Genomic DNA, 18010 nt, shown 5'->3' with positions numbered 1-18010 from the left:
TTTGAGTTGGATCAGGTGGGGCCTGAAAGGGGGGAAAACGGCAGGGGCGTGACGCTGGCGAGGCACCAGCGCAGCTTGTCCTCGCCCTCGTTATCAGCGACGATCTGGCAATTGCCCTGCATGTAGAAGCTGCGGGCGGTGAGGCTGATGGCGAGTGCCGCTTGGGGCAGATGGGCCGTCAGGTTGAGTGCCGCGCCCTCGATTGGGGCCTCTGGAATCGCGCCGGTAATCGCTACGGATTTGAGCACCTGCCCGCGCTCGGACGCCCAGGCAAGGGCGGCGAGTTCGGCGACCTGTTCGGCCTCGTGACGGTCGGTGCGGCCCTTGTAGGCGGGCAGGTAAAGCTCGTCGCGCGCCAGGGCGGACAGGAAGGCGGGGGCCTGCTCGGCGGTCATGCGGCCATAACGCTGGCGCTGCGGCATGACCACCAGCGAGGCGGCAAAGCGGCAGCCGCCGATATGGGTGCATTGCACGATGTTGAAAAGAGCTGGATCGGCGGCGGCGACCAGCGCCTTGTAGGTGGAAAAGCCATAGCGCGCGCAGCAGGCATCGCGTCGGCTGTCGGTGCAGCAGATGATCGTGCGGCGCGTATCCCTGGTGCCGGCGAACAGGATGCCGTCGACATAATTGCGGATGGCGGCGATCAGCGCGGCTTCATCATCGAAACTGGCATAGACGTTTTCGGGCTGGGCATGCAGGGTCGGCAGGCTTTCGGGCGCCTCTACCTTGTCGATGAGGCCGATATAGAGCCCGGACATGGCCGCGTCATGGATGGCGGCGCTGAGCTCGGGCGACATGTCGGCGGACTGCCAGCGTGGCACCCGCCACTTGCCCCGCGGCCAGGCCAGCAGCAGGGCGCGCTCCGGCGTATCGCCGGTGCCGGCGAGGGGCTCGCCCCGTGCCAGGCAGAGATCGGTGCAGAAGACGTGCTTGCCCATCACTCGGCTTCGACAAAGGGGGTGAACGGCCGCGCGGCAAGCTGGCTTTCGATGAGCTCCAGCGTCAGCTCCAACCCGGTCATGGTCGGGCCGAAAGTGGGGCCCGGCAGCAGCACGAACTGTCCGTTGCGACAGGCGGTCAGCGCCGCGCAGAAGCCGGGCGCGAATTTCTCATAAGCAGCGCGGATGGTGGCCGGGGTTGCGTCGGGCTGCTGACGATAGAAGCCGAAGATGAAATCGGCATCGAGGCTCTGGATCAGTTCGGGGCTGATCGTGCCCTCATTGGCGGGCAGCGCCTGCATGGCGGCGGTCTCCTTAAAGCCAAGATCGCGCACTACCTGCGCCACCGCGCCCAGATTGCCATTGTGGCGATAGACCCACATCTGCGCGCCTTCTGGAAACACGAAGGTCATGGTGACCGAAATGTCCTCGGAATGTTCGAGATAGGCCCGGGTGCGGGCCACATTATCCTGGTAGCGCTTGAGGCGGGCTTCGAAATTGCCGGCCTGGCCGGTGATATCGGCGAATGCGCGCAGGGTTTCGATAATACCCAGTTCGTTGTTGTTGACGATGAGGGTGGGCGCCACCTTCTGCAGCTGCTCGGCCAAGGCCGGATCGGTATAGGGGCCGCCGATAATGAGATCGGGCTGCAGGGCGGCGATGGCTTCGACATCGAGAGTGTCGAAGGTGCCGACAAAGGCGATGTCGGTATTGGCATAGTCAATGCCCAGCGTATCCATGCCGCCGCGCAGGAAGGGCTTGCCCTCGGGATCGATGCGACCGGCGCTGCCGACCACATGGGCGCCAAGCTCGTAAAGCGGCAGGGCAACGATCTGGTCATTGAGGGCGACGATGCGCTGCGGGGCGACGGGAATGTCGAAGGTGCCGTTGGCGGCGGTATAGGAGCGGGTCTCCTTCGCGAAGGCGGAGCCGGCAAGCGCGGCAAGGAGGAGCGTCGGGGCAATAAGGGAGCGGAGCAGCATGACGATGGTCTCCTGGTGGGATCAGGTGGAGGTTGCAGGGCGGCCGCGGATCAGCAGCACGACGAAGACGGGGACGCCGATGAGGGCAGTGAGCAGGCCTGCCGGGATCTGGATGGGCGCGAAGGCGACGCGGCCGATGAGGTCGGCGGTGAGCACCAGCAAGGCGCCAATCCCCGCCGTCAGCAGCAGATGCAGCCCAACGCCGGATGGCGCGAGGCGCCGAGCGGCATGGGGGGCGATGAGGCCGACAAAACCCAGCGGGCCGATCACGGAAGTGGCGATGGCGGCAAAGCCGACGGCGAGGGCGAGTTGGAGATTGCGCGTCACCGCCACCGGGGCGCCGAGGCCGACGGCGCTGGCATCGCCGAAGCGCAGCGCGCTCATGGTGCGGCTAAGGCCCAGCAGCACGGGAAAGAGAACCGCAGACCAGCCCGCCAATGTCCATACATCGGACCAGGTGGCGGCATTGATGGAGCCGGAGAGCCAGGCCAAAGCCGCCATGGCATTGTCGATCTTGCCATAGGTGATCAGCGCCGAGGTGATCGAGGAGATGAAGGCGGACAAGCCAATGCCCATGAGGATGAAGCGAATGGCGCTGCCGCCCTGGCGAGTATGGGAGAGGGAGCGGATGGCCAGCGCCACGAGTACAGCGCCGGCAAACGCGGCCCAGGGGCGCAGCGCGACGGCCTCGCCGGGCAGAAGCACGGTCATGGACACCACGGCAAGCGCCGCGCCCTGGCTGACCCCGACCAGGGAAGGATCGGCCAGGCTGTTGCGGGTAGCGTTTTGCAGCGTGGCGCCGGACAGGGCCATCATCGCGCCGGCAAGGATGGCGGCGAGGGTACGAGGGAAGCGGAACTCCCAGACAACATTGTCGATCGCGCGCGAAATCGAAAGGCCGCGCAGCGTTTCCCAGACCTCGCCCAGCGCCACGCCATAGGTGCCGGTGGCAAGGCTGGTGCCGGCGACCAGGAGGATGACGATGATGAGGCCGCAGAGCGCCAGAAGGGCGCGCAGTGGGAGGCGCAGGGCCAGGCGCTCGCCCGAACTGCGCAGGATGAGATGGCGGGGTGGGCTGACGGCAGGCATCAGCGGGTCCTCTGGCGCACGAGATGGACGAAGAGCGGCGCGCCGATCATGGCGGTGATGATGCCGGTGGAGATTTCGCGCGGGGCGATGACGAGGCGGGCGGCGATATCGACGGAGATGAGATAGATGGCGCCCACCAGGGCGGCATAGGGGACGATCCAGCGATAATCGGACCCCACATAAAGCCGCACCATATGGGGGATAACCAGACCGATAAAGCCGAGCGGACCGGCCAGCGCCACCGAGCAGGCGGTGAGCACAACAATGACGGCCAGCAATTGGGCCTTGAGCAGGCCGGTCTTGACGCCAAGGGCCTGCGCCACCTCATCACCCATGGCGAGAATGGTGACGCGCGAGGCCAGGACCACGCCGGCGATCAGGGCCAGCGCCATGAAGGGCCCGACCTGAAAGAGCACATTGATGTCGCGCCCGGCGAGGCCGCCGGTGAGCCAGACGCGCAGATTGTCGAACGTGTCTTCGCTGAGCAGGTGCACGATTGAGATGATGGCGCCGAGAAAGGCGCTGATGGCGGCGCCTGAAAGGGTGAGGCTGAGCGGGGTGGCACCGCCGGGCACGAGGCGCGCAATGGCATAGACCAGTGTAGCGGCACCGAGCGCGCCGCCCATGGCCACCCAGGGAACGACCGCGAGGCTTGCGGCGCCGAAGAGGAAGGTGAACACCACTACGGCAAAGGCGGCGCCGGAGGTGAGGCCGAGCAAGGCCGGATCGGCCAGCGGATTGCGCGTCACCCCCTGCATCAAAGCGCCGGCCAAAGCCAGGCTGGCACCGACGACGAGGCCGATGACGGCGCGCGGCAGGCGCAGATTGCGGACGATAGTGTGGTCGAAATTGGTGGGATCGAAATGGATCAGCGCGTCGATGACGGTGGTCACGGCCAGCGGCTTGGCGCCGACAGCGATGTGGAGGAGAAACACCGCAACCAGGGCCAGGAGCAGCAGCGGCACGCCGGAAATGGCGCGCAGCGGATGCCGCTCGACGGTGACGGCATCGGCGGCGGTCACTGCGCGGCCTCAGCGATGCGGCGGCGGGCGCCGAAGGGCACGCAGACCGGGCGGCCACTGGCCGGATCGCGCAGCACGCTGGCATCGAGATCGAAGACTTCCTTGAGCCGCGCGGCGGTGAAAATGGCTTGCGGATCGCCAGCGGCGACGACCTGGCCGGATTTCATCATCACCAGATAGTCGGCATAGGCGGCGGCGAGGCTGAGCTCGTGCAGGACAATGACCAGGGTGCGGCCATGGTCATGGGCGAGGCCGGCAAAGAGGTCCATGAGATCGACCTGCACCTTGAGGTCGAGAAAAGTGGTGGGCTCGTCGAGGAGGATCAGATCGGTATCCTGGGCCAGGACCATGGCCACCCAGCAGCGCTGGCGCTGGCCTCCGGAGAGAGTATCGACGGCGCGGTCGGCGAAATCGGCGACCCGGGCAATGGCCATCGCCCTATCGACCGCATCCTCATCGGCGCGGGTCCATTGGCGCAGCAAGGACTGATGCGGAAAGCGCCCCTGCGCCACCAGTTCGCGCACGGTGAGCCCTTCGGGTGCCACCGGGCCCTGTGGCAGGAGCCCGAGCGCCGCGGCGACGGCGCGGGTATTGAGCGCGTGGATGGACTTGCCATCGAGCAGGGCATAGCCGCGCTGCGGCTTGAGGATGCGCGCCATGGTCTTGAGCAGGGTGGACTTGCCGCAGCCATTGGGGCCGATCAGCACGGTCACCTGCCCGTCGGGAATGACGAGATCGACACCATCGAGAATGGTGACGTCGCCATAGCCGGCGCTGAGACCGAGGGTTTCGAGCCGACTCATGCTTCACGCTCCAGGCCGGCCAGGAATGGCTGCCCGAAGGGAGCGATGACGGCGACTGGTTGCCCATGATCGAAAGCGTGCACCGATGCATCCCCCCGGAAAATAAGTCGACTGAAACTATCAAAAAATCTGGGCGGGACATGCACCGCTTTAACATGACTGTCAATATCACCATTGAAAGCCGCGCAGCGACGCCATGCGGCGGGGCTGGTCGCGGCGTGCGGAATCAACAAGAGTGCACTGCGCCGAACCGGTCGCAACGAACCGGCAGCGAGGAGACCCGTCATGACCCGAAACAGCCTCTGGTATCGCGGGCCGGCTGTGGAATGGACCGACACGCTGCCGCTGGGCAATGGGCGGCTGGGCGCCATGATGCATGGCGGGGTGGGGCGCGAGGATATCCAGCTCAACGAGGCGACGCTGTGGTCGGGCGGGCCCTATCAACCCATCCATGACGCGGCACTACCGGCACTGGATACGGTGCGACAGCTGGTGTTCGAGGGCCGCTACAAAGAGGCCGAAGCGCTGGCCGATAGGACGCTGTTGGCTCGGCCGCATGCGCAGATGAGCTATCAGTCAGCCGGCAATCTCTTCATCGAATTCCAGCATGAGGCGGTGCCGGGGAGCTATCGGCGCGCGCTCGACCTCGAGACCGCCATCGCCACCACACGCTATGCCCTATTGAGCACCGGCATCAGCGACGATGCCGCGGTGTTTTCGCGAGAATGCTTCGTTTCGGCAGCAGACGACTTGCTGGTGCTGCGGCTCGCCAGCAGTAAACCTGGGGCGTTGAGCTTCGAGATCTGGCTTGACAGTCCTCAACCGGGCGACTGGCTGGATGGGGAGGACACAAGGCTCGACTATCGCGGGCGCAATTTCGGCGAGCACGGCTTGGATGGAGCGTTGAGCCTGGGCATCGGGCTCGATTTGCGGGTCGAGGGCGGCCGGGCAGAACGGCGCGGGCGGCGGCTGGTGGTGCGGGGCGCCGATGCCGCCCTGATCACGCTCGATATCGCCACCTCATTCCGCCGTTTCGACCAGGTCAATGGCGATGTGGAGGCGGCCCTGACGGCGCGGCGTGAAGCGATAGCAGGCAAACCATATGAGGCGCTGCGCGCCGACCATATTGCATCGCACCAGTCGCGGTTCGGCCGCCTGGAGATCGATCTGGGGCCGGGGCAGGATGCATTGCCGACTGACGAGCGCATTGCCGGTTTCGCCCAAGGGGGCGATGCCGGGCTGGCGGCGCTCTACGTTCAATATGGGCGCTATCTGATGCTGGCATCGAGCCGGCCAGGCGGGCAGCCGGCCAATCTGCAGGGGATATGGAACCGCTCGACCCGCCCCCCCTGGGGCAGCAAATATACCGCCAATATCAATGTCGAGATGAATTACTGGCTGCCCGACCCGGCCAATCTGGCCGAATGTTTCGAGCCCTTCATCGGGCTGATCGAGGGCGTGGCGGCAACCGGGGCAGAGATGGCGCGGGCCCATTATGGCGCGCGCGGCTGGGTGCTGCATCACAATACCGATCTCTGGCGGGCCACCGGGCCGGTCGATGGGTCGCAATGGGGGCTATGGCCGATGGGCGGGGCCTGGCTCTGCGTGCAGGCCTGGGACCATGCGGTCTATGCCGGCCGCCCCGAGGCGCTGGCGCGGCAGCTGCTGCCGCTGCTCGAAGGGGCGGTGCAGTTTTTTCTCGATATCTTGCAGCCCCTGCCCGGCACAGACTTTCTCGTCACCGTGCCCACGTTATCGCCAGAAAACCAGCACCCCCATGGCAGCTCGGTCTGTGCCGGACCAGCGATGGATAGCCAGCTATTGCGCGATCTGTTCGACGCCTATCTGGCCGCCAGCCAGCAGCTTGGTGCGACGGGTGGTCTGCAAGACTCCGCGCGTGCGGCACGGGCCCGTCTGCCGGCTGACCGCATCGGCCGGGGCGGGCAATTGCAGGAATGGCTGGAGGACTGGGACCTCGATGCGCCCGAGCGGGATCACCGGCATGTCTCTCATCTCTATGGACTCTATCCTAGCCAGCAGATTGCACCCGATCAGACGCCGGCGCTGGCGGCAGCGGCAAAGACGTCGCTGGAGCTGCGTGGCGACGAGGCCACCGGCTGGGCCATTGCCTGGCGGCTCAATCTATGGGCTCGGCTAGGCGAGGCCGAACGCGCCCATGACGTGCTCAAGCTGCTGCTCAGCCCCGAGCGCAGCTATTGCAATCTGTTCGACGCGCATCCGCCGTTCCAGATCGATGGCAATTTCGGTGGCGCGGCGGGAATATTGGAAATGTTGGTGCAATCGCGGGAGGGGCTGATCACGCTGCTGCCAGCGCTGCCGTCGGCCTGGCCGAAAGGGCGCGTCAGCGGGCTACGGGCGCGGGGCAACGTTACCCTCGATCTCGCCTGGGAGGCTGGGCGACCGTTGGAGGTTGCATTGCTCTCGGGGACCGCAAGGACCCTCGCGTTGCGCTGGAACGGCGCGGTCAAGGAGACCCGACTTGAGGCCGGGGCCAAGCTGGTGCTGGGGCGGGAGGCTTGGGACTCTACCCGGCGGCACACGCCCTAGTTCCCGAACGGCTCCAGAGTCGTACCGCCCCCGCATTGTCTGCCGGGGCGGCACAGTTATGGGCCGGGTAGAGCCAGTGGCTCAGAACAGGGTCTCGTCAACCATCACCGTGCCGTCGAAAGAGTCGTAGAGGGCAACCGTTTCGGGCGGCAACTGGGCCTCGGCGGCGGCCAGTTCGGTTGCCATCTGCAGGGCCTCATGTTCGGGCACGCCAATCTCTGCAAGCGCCGCAGCGTCCTTGAGGCCGGCACCGGCACACAGGTGGATGGCCCAGCCCTTTGCGGTCTTGCGCATCAAAGCACGGCCGCCCATGCCGCCCTGGTCCCAACCGCTGACCGCATAGTCGCCGACGACGATGATGGGGCCGATATGCAACGGATTTTCGGGCGTGTCGAACATGGCGAGCTTGATTGCGGTGATTGCCTCGACATCGGACAGGCCCGACTGATCGACGGCGGTGCCGCTGCCATGGTGGCCATTGCCGTGTCCGGCATGGGCATCGCCGGAAGCGTGCGCATCGCCTGCGCCATGGGCATGCGCATCGTGGCCAGCCGGCTTGGGCGTGGTGTCATGCGCGAGGCTCGGCAGGGCTGGGGCGAGGATGGCAAGAAGTGCCAAAGCGGCAAGGCGGGGAAGGGAATTCATAGCGTGGTTCCTTGCATTGATCAGGGGATGTCGATTTCGGTCGCCATACGCGCGAGGGTGAAGCGATCGACACGGATGTCGAGAATGAGCTCCCAGAGTCCGGACAGGGGTATGGTCTGGCCCTCGATGATCCAGAGACCATCGAGGAGCATGGCACTGGCCTTGAACGGCTCGATGCCGCGTTCGGGGGCACTGAAGGTGATATTCACGGCGACGGGCTCGATTGGCTCGTAGTCGATGTCGGTGACCTCGATCTCGATGCGCACCGGACCGGCCGTGCCGGGGGTGATGGTAAGGCCGGCCATGATCTTGTCATCCATGGCATGGGCATGGATAGGCTCGAGCAGCGCCGCCCGTGCGGCCTGGGCTGCCTCGACTTCGGCCAGGGCACGCGGTGGCGGCGTGAACCGCCAGCCGGCGACCAGGGCCAGAATAAGCAGCACCAGAACGAGTTCGAGGCGGATGGAGAATCGCAAGCGATGACGTGCCTTGAGCTCTCCCTTCAGCGCCGGGGCAGTGAGGGAGAGTCGGTTCCACAGGGCCAGCGCCAGGAGCAGGACAAGCAGCGCCAGCTTGGCGGCCAGAATATAGCCATAGGGCCTCAGCCAGGCCGGTCCGGGCGCTCCGAGCTGGATGACGGCGAGCACAATGCCCGAGACCAGCAGCGGCAGAACGGCGAAGGGAATGAAGCGGGAAAAACGGATCAGGGCGCGATCTGCAGTCTCGCCGCGACTGCTCAGCGCAAACCACAGAGGCAGGAGCGCACCCGTCCAGAACAGGATGCCGCCGATGTGGAAAATGACGGCGGCACGGGTCAGCATTTGCGGCTGGGCAGCGCCGGCATGCCCACTTACTGCCAAGGCAATAGCCGAAAACGCCCAGGCCAGCCAGGCAAGGACGCCAAGAGAGGGTAGCAACAGTGCCGCAAGCGCCAGAGCGAAGGCGCCCAGGAGCAGGAGCACGCTGGTGCCGTAGCTGGTCAGGAAACCGGTAGCCCAGGAGGTGGTGCCAATCAGGGCATCGGGTGCAAGCCCCATGGCATCGGCGCCATGCAGGCCAAGGGTCAGCGGTGCGAGCACCAGCCCCACGGCGCTGGCAGCGATCGCGGCGCGGCGAGCCGGAACCGGCAGCGGTGCAGCCAGCGCGAAGACGGCACCGCCGACACCAATGACGAGGGCGATAAACAGCCCGGTCTTGCCGAGCCAGAGGGAGATTGTGGTCGCGCGGGAGGAGGCGGCAGTTTCGGCCAGCGGGGCAGCGCTGGCGGTACCGACGGAGAAAATCAGCGTGCCGGCAATGGGATGGGCATCTACCGAGACCACGCGCCAGCTAAGGGCATGGGTGCCCTGGCTCATCTCCGCAGGCAGGGTGACGACAAGCGTCTCGCCGCTCTCGGTTGCCGCAAGCAGGTCGCGCGGATCGCCATCGGCGCCGATAAGGGTGATAGCCAGCGCCGTCACTGGTTCGTTGAAGGTAAGCGTTGCAGTTGTCGGAACGCTATCGAGCACAGTGTTGGCGGCGGGGCTGGTGGCAAGCAGTTGCGCATGCGCCATGGCAGGCAGGCTGCCGCACAGCGCCAGAAGCGCGCACAGCATCAGCGCGCCCAAATGGGTCGCCAGTCTGGTCATGGTGAAATCCCTTCGGATTGCCGGAGCGGGTGGGACGGGGCCGCTGGCCCCGTCCCGGGAATGCCGTTAGTGGCTGTGGCCGCCTTCGGCCGGGACCAGCTTGAGGCTGGGGGCCGGCATTTCGGCGTTCTCGGCACCGGTAGTGTCGAGCCAGGCTTCCTCGCCGGTGGCGCATTCCTGGATGGTCGGGAAGTAGAAGGTGCCCGCTTCAAGCGAACCGGCAAAGGTGCCGCGGAAGACGAACTCGTCGTACCACTCGTTCTTGAGATTGCCACCCGACCAGACGATTTCCTTGACGCCTTCGGTCACCTTGGTGCCGTGATTGTCATAGGCGTTTTCATAGGGGCCGGTGACGGTTTCCAGCTCCCAGCCGGCCTTTGGCATCGGCTTGACGGCAAAGAAGCCCTCGGGGATCTGAACGCGAACGGTGTGGGTGGCTTCGGTACCACAGCCATGGGGCACACGCACCACGGCCTTGTACGACTTGCCGATGGTGGCTTCCTGGGTCTCCAGGGTCACATGAGCAAAGGCCGGGACGGCGAGGGCAACGAGAGTGGTGGCAGCCAGGGCGGCGCGAGCGAAAGTGCGGATCATCTGTGATCTCCAGTCAAAAAGGGTCTGATTGCAGCGGCGGTTGCCGCCAGAAATGGTCAATCAGGCTTGGGCTGGAGGGGCTCTCGGTTGGCGCGGATGCTCGACCGGTCGGATCAGCGCAGTTTTAAAATCGAGTGCGAACACGACCGGCCCTGATGCCGGCAAGAGGCCGAACACGATCGGAGTCGGCAGGATAGCGGCGAGATCATTCTTGCCGATGCCCGCAGCCGGGCACTTGATCTGCAGAGTTCCCTTGCCGTCGATGCCATCGGTTTCGGTCAGCGGGGCACAGACCGACCAGACGCCAATTGCGTCAAAACCCAGCGCTGCAAGGTCACGCTGCAGCCCCGCCGCCTGATGCAGCGGCGCCAGCATGGTCAGGACATAGATCGCCAGAACCGCAAGCGCGGTCCCGATCTCCCTGACGATTTTGCCGGCCGAGATGGTCATGAAGTCCCCCTGCATCTGCCAATAAGTGCAAATCGGGGCGGGCTCAAGCGTTCTTCTCGTCGCAGGGCAAGGCGCGAGCTGATGGGTGCTGGCAGGCAGAACGTCGCACCGCAAATATCTTGACTCTTACTATCATCTTTTAATACCCCTTGCCATGTCGGCGATGCCTCGCGCCGGCGAAGGAGAAAAAGATGACCGTCTGCACCGCGCGCCGTCTCACCGGCGCCGCAACAATTTTGCTCGCCCTGCTACCGGCGGCGACCTTTGCGCAAGCCATTTCCATCACCGACCAGGAGGGTCGCGCCGTCACGCTCGACAAGCCCGCCGAACGCATCGTCACCATTCCGATGCCGATGGCCTCTGGAGTCATCGCCATTGATGGCGGCGCCGAGAAGCTGGTGGGCATGAACCCGCTCTCCCTGACCGCCTTGCGGGAGGGTATTCTGGGCCGGATCTTCCCCGACGCGCTCAACATCACCGACGGCGTCACCGGCACCGATTTCGTCCCTAATGTGGAGGCGCTTGCAGCGGTCAATCCGGACCTCGTCATCCAATGGGGCGGTCGTGGCCCGGAGATCGTCGATCCAATCCTCAATGCCGGTCTCAACGCGATGCTGATCGTCTATGGCAACGAGGACAATGCCCAGACTTATATGCGCAATCTGGCCACTGCCATCGGCAAGCCTGAGCGCATCGAGCAGTTGGTGGACTGGCGCGACACGGTCATGGCGGCGATCGCTGCCAAGACAGAAGGGCTGAGCGCCGAAGAGCGGCCCAATGTGCTCTATCTGGGCCGCTCTCTCTCCGACATTACCGCCTCGGGCGCACCCAACAGCTACAATAACTGGTATATCGACCTTGCCGGCGGCAAGAATGCCGCTGCCGAACTGACCGGCAGCCAGTCGATCAATCGCGAACAGATCGCGCAGTGGAATCCCGACGTCATCCTGCTCAACAGTTTCGAACCGGAACTGGATGTGTCCTGGGTCTATGACGACCCGATCCTGTCGCTGACCCAGGCGGCACAGAACAAGCGCGTCTACAAAATGCCACTGGGCGGCTATCGCTGGGATCCGCCCAACCAGGAATCGCCATTGACCTGGATATGGCTGGCCGAGTTGCTGCACCCGGAGCTGTTCGACTACGACCTGCGGGCCGAAATGCGGGACGCCTATAAGGTGCTTTACAACTACGAACTGAGCGACGCCGATATCGACGGTATTCTTTGGACCGGGTTCCAGGGCGATGCCGCCGGCTACGACCAGTTCGCGGCCCGCTGAAGCCATGAGCTCAGCACATGAAGGGCTGGCCGTCGGCCGGCCCGCCCAGCGCGAGATGAAGACGGCGATGCAATTCGCCGTCTTTGCGGCGCTTCTGGCTGTAAGCCTGCTGGTCAGTGTGACGGTGGGCCGCTATGCGGTGCCGGTGGACCGGGCACTTTCGATCATATGGACGAGCCTGTTCGACCCCACCGCCCTGCCCGCAGGCATTGACGAGCGTATCGTCTGGCTGGTGCGGGTGCCGCGCGTCATCCTGGCGGGGCTGTGTGGCGCGGGGCTCGCCATTTCCGGCGCGGCACTGCAGGGCGTGTTCCGCAATCCGCTGGTGTCGCCGCAGGTGCTGGGAATTTCGCAGGGCGCCGCCTTTGGCGGTGCGCTGGCGATTTCACTGGGGATCTGGGGCTTGCCGCTCTTGGCGCTGGTCTTCGTCTTCGGGCTGTCGGCCTTGGCCCTGGTGGGCGCCATTGCCCGTATCGATGGTCGGACGCAGATCGTCACCGTCATTCTCTCGGGCATGGTGGTGGGCGCGCTGTTCTCGGCTTTCGTATCGCTGCTGCAATATTTCGCCGACCCCAATTCGTCGCTGCCGGCCATCGTCTATTGGCTGCTGGGGAGCTTTGCCACGGCGACCTGGGAGCGGGTGGGCATCGCCGCGCCGGGCATAATCGTCGGTGTCGTCGTGCTCTGGGCGCTGCGCTTCCGACTCAATGTTCTATCGCTGGAAGAAGCGGAGGCGCGTAGCCTCGGCGCCCGGCCCGATCTCGAGCGCTGGCTGATCTTTGCCATGGTGGCACTGGTGGTGGGCGCACAGGTGGCGGTCTCGGGGATTGTCGGCTGGATCGGGCTGGTCATCCCGCATGCCTGCCGGCTGATCGTCGGGCATGACCACCGCAAGCTGCTGCCGGCCGCGGCCATTCTGGGTGCGGCCTATCTCATCGGGGTCGACACACTGGCGCGGACGCTCACGGCGGCCGAAATTCCGCTGGGCGTGCTTACTGCCATTGTGGGCGCGCCGGTCTTTGCGCTGCTGCTGCGCCAGCACTATCGTGAAAGGAGTGCCCGCTGATGATCGGTCTCAACACTGCCAGCGTACGGTTCGGCGATCGCACCATATTCGAAAATCTGAGCTTTTCGGTGCCCAAGGGCGAATGCATGGCCATTCTGGGCCCCAATGGACGGGGCAAGACCACGGCGCTGCGTGCCATGCTGGGCTTTCAGCGGATCGATACCGGGCAGCGCCGGGCACCCGACATCGTCGGCTATGTGCCGCAAACGGCGACGTCGCAGGCGAGCTACCGCGTCATCGACGTGGTGGTGATGGGCCGCGCGGCGGGCCTGGGCCTGTTCGGGCAACCCAAGGCTGAAGACTTTGCGGTGGTGCGGCAGGCGCTGGAGCGGGTAGGCGCGGCCCGGTTCGAAGCCGAGCGCTTCGACCATCTCTCGGGCGGCGAACGGCAATTGGTTCTCCTGGCGCGGGCAATGGCCACCGGCTCGGACGTGCTGGTGCTCGATGAACCTGGCGCCGCGCTCGATCTTGCCAACCAGCAAAGGCTGCTGACGCTGCTCGACGGATTGCGGCAAAGCCGCGACAAGGCCATCGTCTTTACCACGCATGACCCCAACCACGCGCTGGCCATTGCCGACACGGCACTGTTGATGCTTCCGAACGGCCCGGCGCTGAAGGGCAAGGTGGATGAGGTGGTAACCCCTGAGCATCTGCAGCGGCTTTACGGGGTGCCGATGTGCTTCGTTGCGCTCGAGGGAACCGGGCAACGCGCCGTATTGCCGGCCTTTGCGGGGGCACGTGCCGCCTGAGGGGCGGGATGATTTTGTGACGCCAGCGCCATTTATGGGTTGAACCGGACCTTAGGTCATAGGGTAATGCCCCTTTTCGCAGGCGCCCGCCCGGGCGTCGAATGGAAAGGAAGACCCCATGGCATTGAGCAGAATCGGATTGGCGCTGGCGATCGTGATGGGAACAGTGCTGCCGCTTTGCGGCGTGGCACAGGCTGGGGCAGAGGAGATCGACGCGACGCTTGAACGCGCGGAAGAGCTGATCCCCCGCCATATCGCGGCGGGACAGGCGACGGGCGTGGCCCTGGCGCTGAGCGCGCCCGGGCACGACACGCTACTGGCTGGCTACGGCACGTCGGGCGCAGCAAACGCCGCTGCCGTGACCGCCGACACAGTGTTTGAAATCGGCTCGATCTCGAAGATTTTCACCAATCTGCTGCTGGCGGACCTGGTGCTCGAGGGGCGGCTGGCGCTGGAAGATGCCGCACAAGACCATATGCCCGAAGGCCTGATGCTGCCGGAAAAGGATGGGCGGCAGATCACCATTTTCGATCTCGCCACCCATCATTCGGGCCTGCCCTCGGTGCCCCCGGCTGTGCTGGCGGCCAGCGCTGACGACCCCTATGCGGGCTTTTCCAGCGTAGACTTGGCGGATTTTCTTGCCGGCTTCACCCCGCCTCGGGCGCCGGGCCAGAGCTTTGAATATTCCAATACCGGCACGACACTGTTGGGTCTGGCGCTGGAGACGGCAAGTGGGCAAAGCTATGAGAGCCTCGTCAAGGAGCGCATCTTGACGCCGCTCGGCATGGACAGCACCTTCGTCGCCGTGCCGGCGGATCGCGACTTTGCCCAGGGGCACGACATCAATGGCGATGCCACCAGCGACTGGAACCTGGGTCTGTTTACCCCGGCCGGAGGCTGGCGTTCGACCGCGCGGGACATGGGCAAGTTCATTGCCGCGGCCAGCGGCGCCACCCCCAGCGCGCTCGACCCGGCCTTTGCGCTGATGCTCGAAACCTTCCGCCCCACCGGCATGGGCGGCGCCAGGATCGGGTTGGGTTGGTTGGATACCGACGGGATCGTCTGGCACAATGGCATGACCGGTGGGTTCAGCGCCCTGATGGCTTATCGGCCCGAGACCGGCATGGGGCTCGTGCTCCTCTCCAACCAGGTGACCTCCGGTGACATCGATGCGCTCGGCGTGCATCTGCTCGATCCGAACAAGCCTTATGCGGAACGCACGGCCATGCCGCCCGAATTCGCCGTGCCAGAGGACGTATTGGCCGACTATGTGGGGCTCTATCGGCTGACACCTGATTTTGCTCTCGACGTCACGCACATGGACGGACGGCTCTATGTGCAGGGGACCGGACAGGGGCGGCTGCGCGTGCGGGCGTTGTCCGAAACCGAATTCGGTTCGCCCGAAGTGGACGCATTGGTGCGGTTCCTGCGCGACGAGGCCGGGGCGGTTGTGGGGCTGGAGCTTTACCAGAATGGCGTGACGCAGCGGGCCGAGCGGGAATAGGCATGGGCAAGGACACGGAGGAATGGCTGACCGCGCAGCAATGCGCCACACGCACCGGGCTCTCCATCCGTGCCCTTAGGCTTTATGAGCAGCGGGGACTGATCAGCCCCCGCCGCACCACCAAGGATTGGCGGCTCTATGGCCGGAGCGAGATCGAGCGGCTGCACGAGATCGTCGCGCTCAAGGCATTTGGGCTCAGCCTCAAGGATATCGGCGCGCTGTTATCGGGGCAGGTCACCGATCTCGGCCGGGCGCTGGACACACAGAGGCACGCCCTTGAGGCGCGGTTGCGACAGGCCGAGACGGGGCTGCGCGCCATCGACGTGTTGCGCCAGCGGTTCGACAAAGGGGAAAGCATCAGCACCGAAGACCTTCTGGGACTGATCCACACCATGGAAGGGGCGCCGGAAACCGAAGCCGCCACCGGATGGGCTCGCTATGAACAAGCGCGGCCGCGGGTGGCGACAAGCCTCTCGCACAACCAGATGGCGGATCTCGAGGGTGCGTGGCAATTTGCCGACGGGCTCGTCGTGCGCACGAAACTGGTGGAAGGAAAGCTGCACTTCTGCCCGCCGGGTCAGCCCGCCTACAGGCTCTGGGCGGAGGCGCCGGATCGGTTCTTCATCAAGGGCCTGCCGGTGCAGGTGAGCTTTACCCGCAAGGAAGGGGCGGTGGTCGGGCTCAACCATCACCAGGATGGTGGTGTCGAAACGGCAGCGCCGATTGACAGCGCCAGCGCCGAACTGGCCGAGGCAACCTTGGTGCAACGCATTGCCGAACAGCAGCCGCTGGCCGCCAGCGCAGCAGCGATCCGCGGGGTGATCGCCACCCATGGCGCCGCCGATCCGGATTTCGACAATCTTGCCCCAGCCCTCAAACGCCTGGCAGAGGAGCAAAGAGACCACATGGCGGCAGTGTTGGCGAGTTTAGGTTCACTGCAAAGCCTTGACTTCACACGGGTTTCCGATACGGGCCTGGACATCTTTATTGCCAATTTCGCGCAGGGGCGGCTCGAAATCGGCATCGGCTTTTCCCCCTCGGGAAAGATCAGCACGCTCTATTTTAAATGATTGCCCAAAGGCGGGTTTACGACGATGACGACTTTGCAATTCGACCCCGATTTTTGCCTTGAGACATCGAGGCTGCGGCTGCGCATGCTCACCCAGGCCGATTACCCGGCCTATGCCGCCATCATGCAATCGTCCCGCGCCATTCCCATGGGCGGTCCGCTGACCGACCGGGAGGCGTGGGGCATGTTCTGCCACTGCGCGGGGTCGTGGATGCTGTTCGGCTATGGGGCGCTGATGATCGTCGGCAAGGCGACCGGCATGGATATGGGCATGGTCAGCATCAATGGCGGACCACTTTTTACGGAGCCGGAGCTAGGCTGGTTCCTGTTCGATGGCTTTGAGGGGCACGGCTATGCAACCGAAGCGGCAGCGGCGCTGCGCGATTGGGCGCTCGATGTGCGCGGCCTGCCAACGCTGGTGAGTTACTTTGCGCCGGACAACGAGAAGTCGCTGGCCGTGGTCCGGCGCTTGAGTGCGGTCGAAGACAAACACGCTGTTGCACCCGATCCGGTGGACCTGGTCTACCGCTACGTCAGGTGAAGGTGCCCCCGGACCACTCCGAGGGCTTAGAAGGCACTACCAGCGGGTGAGACCGAGGAGTTTTTCGCCCAGCGGCGTCAGCTTTGCGGTCTCGGCATTGTGCTTTTCCCATTCGCGCGGATCGCCGGGGAAGGCGTCGCGCTTGGGATGGTCAAGTTCGCGCCAGAGGCGGATACGCTCGGCGCGCTCGGCTTCGTTGTCATATTCGGCCGGGTGCATGGAGATGTACTGGGCCATGCGGACGCGATTGTCGGAATGGTTCGGGCGCACCCCATGGGCCAGGAGCGAATTGAAGATCATCAGATCGCCGGGCTCCATGTCGATATTGACCAGGCTCAATCCGGTCATGTCCGGATGCATCGGATCACGATCCGCCGGTTGGGTTTTGACCCATTTGTCGAAGTGCTCGAACAGATAAGGCACGCATTGGAAGCCGCCGACATCGCCATCCTGCTTCTTGAGGCTGAGCACGCCCTGCACGCCGATGGGAAGCGGATGGAGCGAGGTATCGACATCCCAATGCACGAAGCCATTGGGGTTGCCCTTGACCTTTTTGGGCGGATTGAGATTGGCGCGATCAATGGTGACCCACAGGTCCTGGCGGTCCCAGATGTCGACAAAGACATCGTAGATGCGCTGCTGCATGCGGTTATCCCAGAGATATTGATGATTGTAGATCTCCAGCATCCCGGTGTTGTTGAGCTCCTTCATCTTGTGCTCGCGTCGTTGCGGCGCATACCAGGTGGAGGGATCATCCGGGTTCTTTTCATCGAAGGCCCAGAGCAGATCGACCAGCCGCTCGACATTGTCCGCCGGCACCGCCTGGCGGACGATGACATATCCCTTGGTGATCCAGTGCTGCCAATCAGCCTCGGAGAGCACCCGCAAGGGCAGGGTTTTCTTTATGTCCTTGAGCGGAACGGTGGCAGCCGTCGTTGGGTGGCTGTCGCGTTTCATGGTGGCCTGCTGCATGTCCTTCTCCCGTTTTCGGCCGCTCTCAGCGACCCGTTGCAGCAAGATTAGAACCAAGGCGCCCACGGTGTTGTGCTGGCATGGCAATTTTCGATACTATTCTGGCGTC

The 18010-nt window shown here is 64.7% G+C and carries 17 protein-coding genes; 7 read left to right on the top strand and 10 right to left on the bottom strand.

The genetic code is table 11. The features are described 5' to 3' along the window. Positions 1-11: 11 nt before the first annotated feature. Genes BGO80_RS12255 through BGO80_RS12235 form a run of 5 tightly spaced genes read right to left on the bottom strand, consistent with a single transcriptional unit; the run spans position 12 to position 4835 of the window. The gene (locus tag BGO80_RS12255; RefSeq protein WP_286721698.1) at positions 12-938 is read right to left on the bottom strand and encodes a sucrase ferredoxin; all 927 of its coding nucleotides are present in this window, start codon (positions 936-938) and stop codon (positions 12-14) included. Continuing rightward, complete coding sequence (locus tag BGO80_RS12250) at positions 938-1921, bottom strand: ABC transporter substrate-binding protein (protein ID WP_286721697.1); 984 nt, start codon at positions 1919-1921, stop codon at positions 938-940. The genes BGO80_RS12255 and BGO80_RS12250 overlap by 1 nt, the downstream gene beginning before the upstream one ends. Positions 1922-1942: 21 nt before the next feature. Further along, a complete protein-coding gene (locus BGO80_RS12245) occupies positions 1943-3010 on the bottom strand; it encodes a FecCD family ABC transporter permease (protein ID WP_286721696.1) in 1068 nt (355 codons plus the stop codon). Next, positions 3010-4032, bottom strand: a complete 1023-nt coding sequence (locus tag BGO80_RS12240) for a FecCD family ABC transporter permease (RefSeq protein WP_286721695.1) — start codon at positions 4030-4032, stop codon at positions 3010-3012. Before BGO80_RS12240 ends, BGO80_RS12245 begins: the two co-directional genes overlap by 1 nt. Then, a complete protein-coding gene (locus BGO80_RS12235) occupies positions 4029-4835 on the bottom strand; it encodes an ABC transporter ATP-binding protein (RefSeq protein ID WP_286721694.1) in 807 nt (268 codons plus the stop codon). Before BGO80_RS12235 ends, BGO80_RS12240 begins: the two co-directional genes overlap by 4 nt. A 285-nt stretch (positions 4836-5120) precedes the next feature. Here BGO80_RS12235 and BGO80_RS12230 point away from each other — a divergent pair, with 285 nt between their 5' ends. Next, a complete protein-coding gene (locus BGO80_RS12230) occupies positions 5121-7403 on the top strand; it encodes a glycoside hydrolase family 95 protein (RefSeq protein WP_286721693.1) in 2283 nt (760 codons plus the stop codon). Positions 7404-7484: 81 nt separating this feature from the next. Here the strand turns inward: BGO80_RS12230 and BGO80_RS12225 are convergent, their stop codons facing one another. The 4 genes from BGO80_RS12225 to BGO80_RS12210 all read right to left on the bottom strand — a co-directional run bounded on the left by BGO80_RS12225 (position 7485) and on the right by BGO80_RS12210 (position 10720). Further along, complete coding sequence (locus BGO80_RS12225) at positions 7485-8048, bottom strand: copper uptake system-associated protein (protein WP_286721692.1); 564 nt, start codon at positions 8046-8048, stop codon at positions 7485-7487. Positions 8049-8068: 20 nt separating this feature from the next. Further along, positions 8069-9676, bottom strand: coding sequence for a copper resistance CopC/CopD family protein (locus tag BGO80_RS12220; protein ID WP_286721691.1), 1608 nt, complete (start codon positions 9674-9676; stop codon positions 8069-8071). A 66-nt stretch (positions 9677-9742) separates the two neighbouring features. Further along, on the bottom strand, positions 9743-10270 hold the full coding sequence (locus BGO80_RS12215; protein ID WP_126148889.1) for a YcnI family copper-binding membrane protein: 528 nt from the start codon (positions 10268-10270) through the stop codon (positions 9743-9745). Between the two features lie 60 nt (positions 10271-10330). After that, positions 10331-10720, bottom strand: coding sequence for a hypothetical protein (locus BGO80_RS12210; RefSeq protein WP_286721690.1), 390 nt, complete (start codon positions 10718-10720; stop codon positions 10331-10333). 191 nt (positions 10721-10911) lie between these two features. Between BGO80_RS12210 and BGO80_RS12205 the strand changes: the two genes are divergently transcribed. The 6 genes from BGO80_RS12205 (at position 10912) to BGO80_RS12180 (ending at position 16929) form a co-directional block, all read left to right on the top strand. Then, positions 10912-12000, top strand: a complete 1089-nt coding sequence (locus BGO80_RS12205; protein WP_286721689.1) for an ABC transporter substrate-binding protein — start codon at positions 10912-10914, stop codon at positions 11998-12000. Positions 12001-12004: 4 nt separating this feature from the next. Continuing rightward, on the top strand, positions 12005-13066 hold the full coding sequence (locus tag BGO80_RS12200; protein ID WP_502686559.1) for a FecCD family ABC transporter permease: 1062 nt from the start codon (positions 12005-12007) through the stop codon (positions 13064-13066). After that, positions 13066-13815 carry an ABC transporter ATP-binding protein gene (locus BGO80_RS12195; RefSeq protein WP_286721688.1) on the top strand — a complete coding sequence of 250 codons (750 nt, stop codon included), beginning with the start codon at positions 13066-13068 and terminating at the stop codon, positions 13813-13815. The genes BGO80_RS12200 and BGO80_RS12195 overlap by 1 nt, the downstream gene beginning before the upstream one ends. A gap of 118 nt (positions 13816-13933) precedes the next feature. Next, positions 13934-15319, top strand: coding sequence for a serine hydrolase (locus tag BGO80_RS12190; protein ID WP_286721687.1), 1386 nt, complete (start codon positions 13934-13936; stop codon positions 15317-15319). Between the two features lie 2 nt (positions 15320-15321). Further along, on the top strand, positions 15322-16389 hold the full coding sequence (locus BGO80_RS12185) for a MerR family transcriptional regulator (RefSeq protein WP_286721686.1): 1068 nt from the start codon (positions 15322-15324) through the stop codon (positions 16387-16389). Between the two features lie 24 nt (positions 16390-16413). Further along, positions 16414-16929: a GNAT family N-acetyltransferase gene (locus tag BGO80_RS12180; RefSeq protein WP_286721685.1), complete on the top strand. Its 516-nt coding sequence runs from the start codon at positions 16414-16416 to the stop codon at positions 16927-16929. A 36-nt stretch (positions 16930-16965) separates the two neighbouring features. Here BGO80_RS12180 and BGO80_RS12175 read toward each other — a convergent pair whose 3' ends face one another. Next, positions 16966-17901: a phytanoyl-CoA dioxygenase family protein gene (locus tag BGO80_RS12175; RefSeq protein ID WP_286721684.1), complete on the bottom strand. Its 936-nt coding sequence runs from the start codon at positions 17899-17901 to the stop codon at positions 16966-16968. Positions 17902-18010: the final 109 nt, after the last annotated feature.

Source organism: Devosia sp. 63-57 (assembly GCF_001899045.1).
Lineage (GTDB): Bacteria > Pseudomonadota > Alphaproteobacteria > Rhizobiales > Devosiaceae > Devosia > Devosia equisanguinis.
Note: the sequence above shows the minus strand (reverse complement) of the source record. Positions and strands in the feature narration are given on the sequence as shown.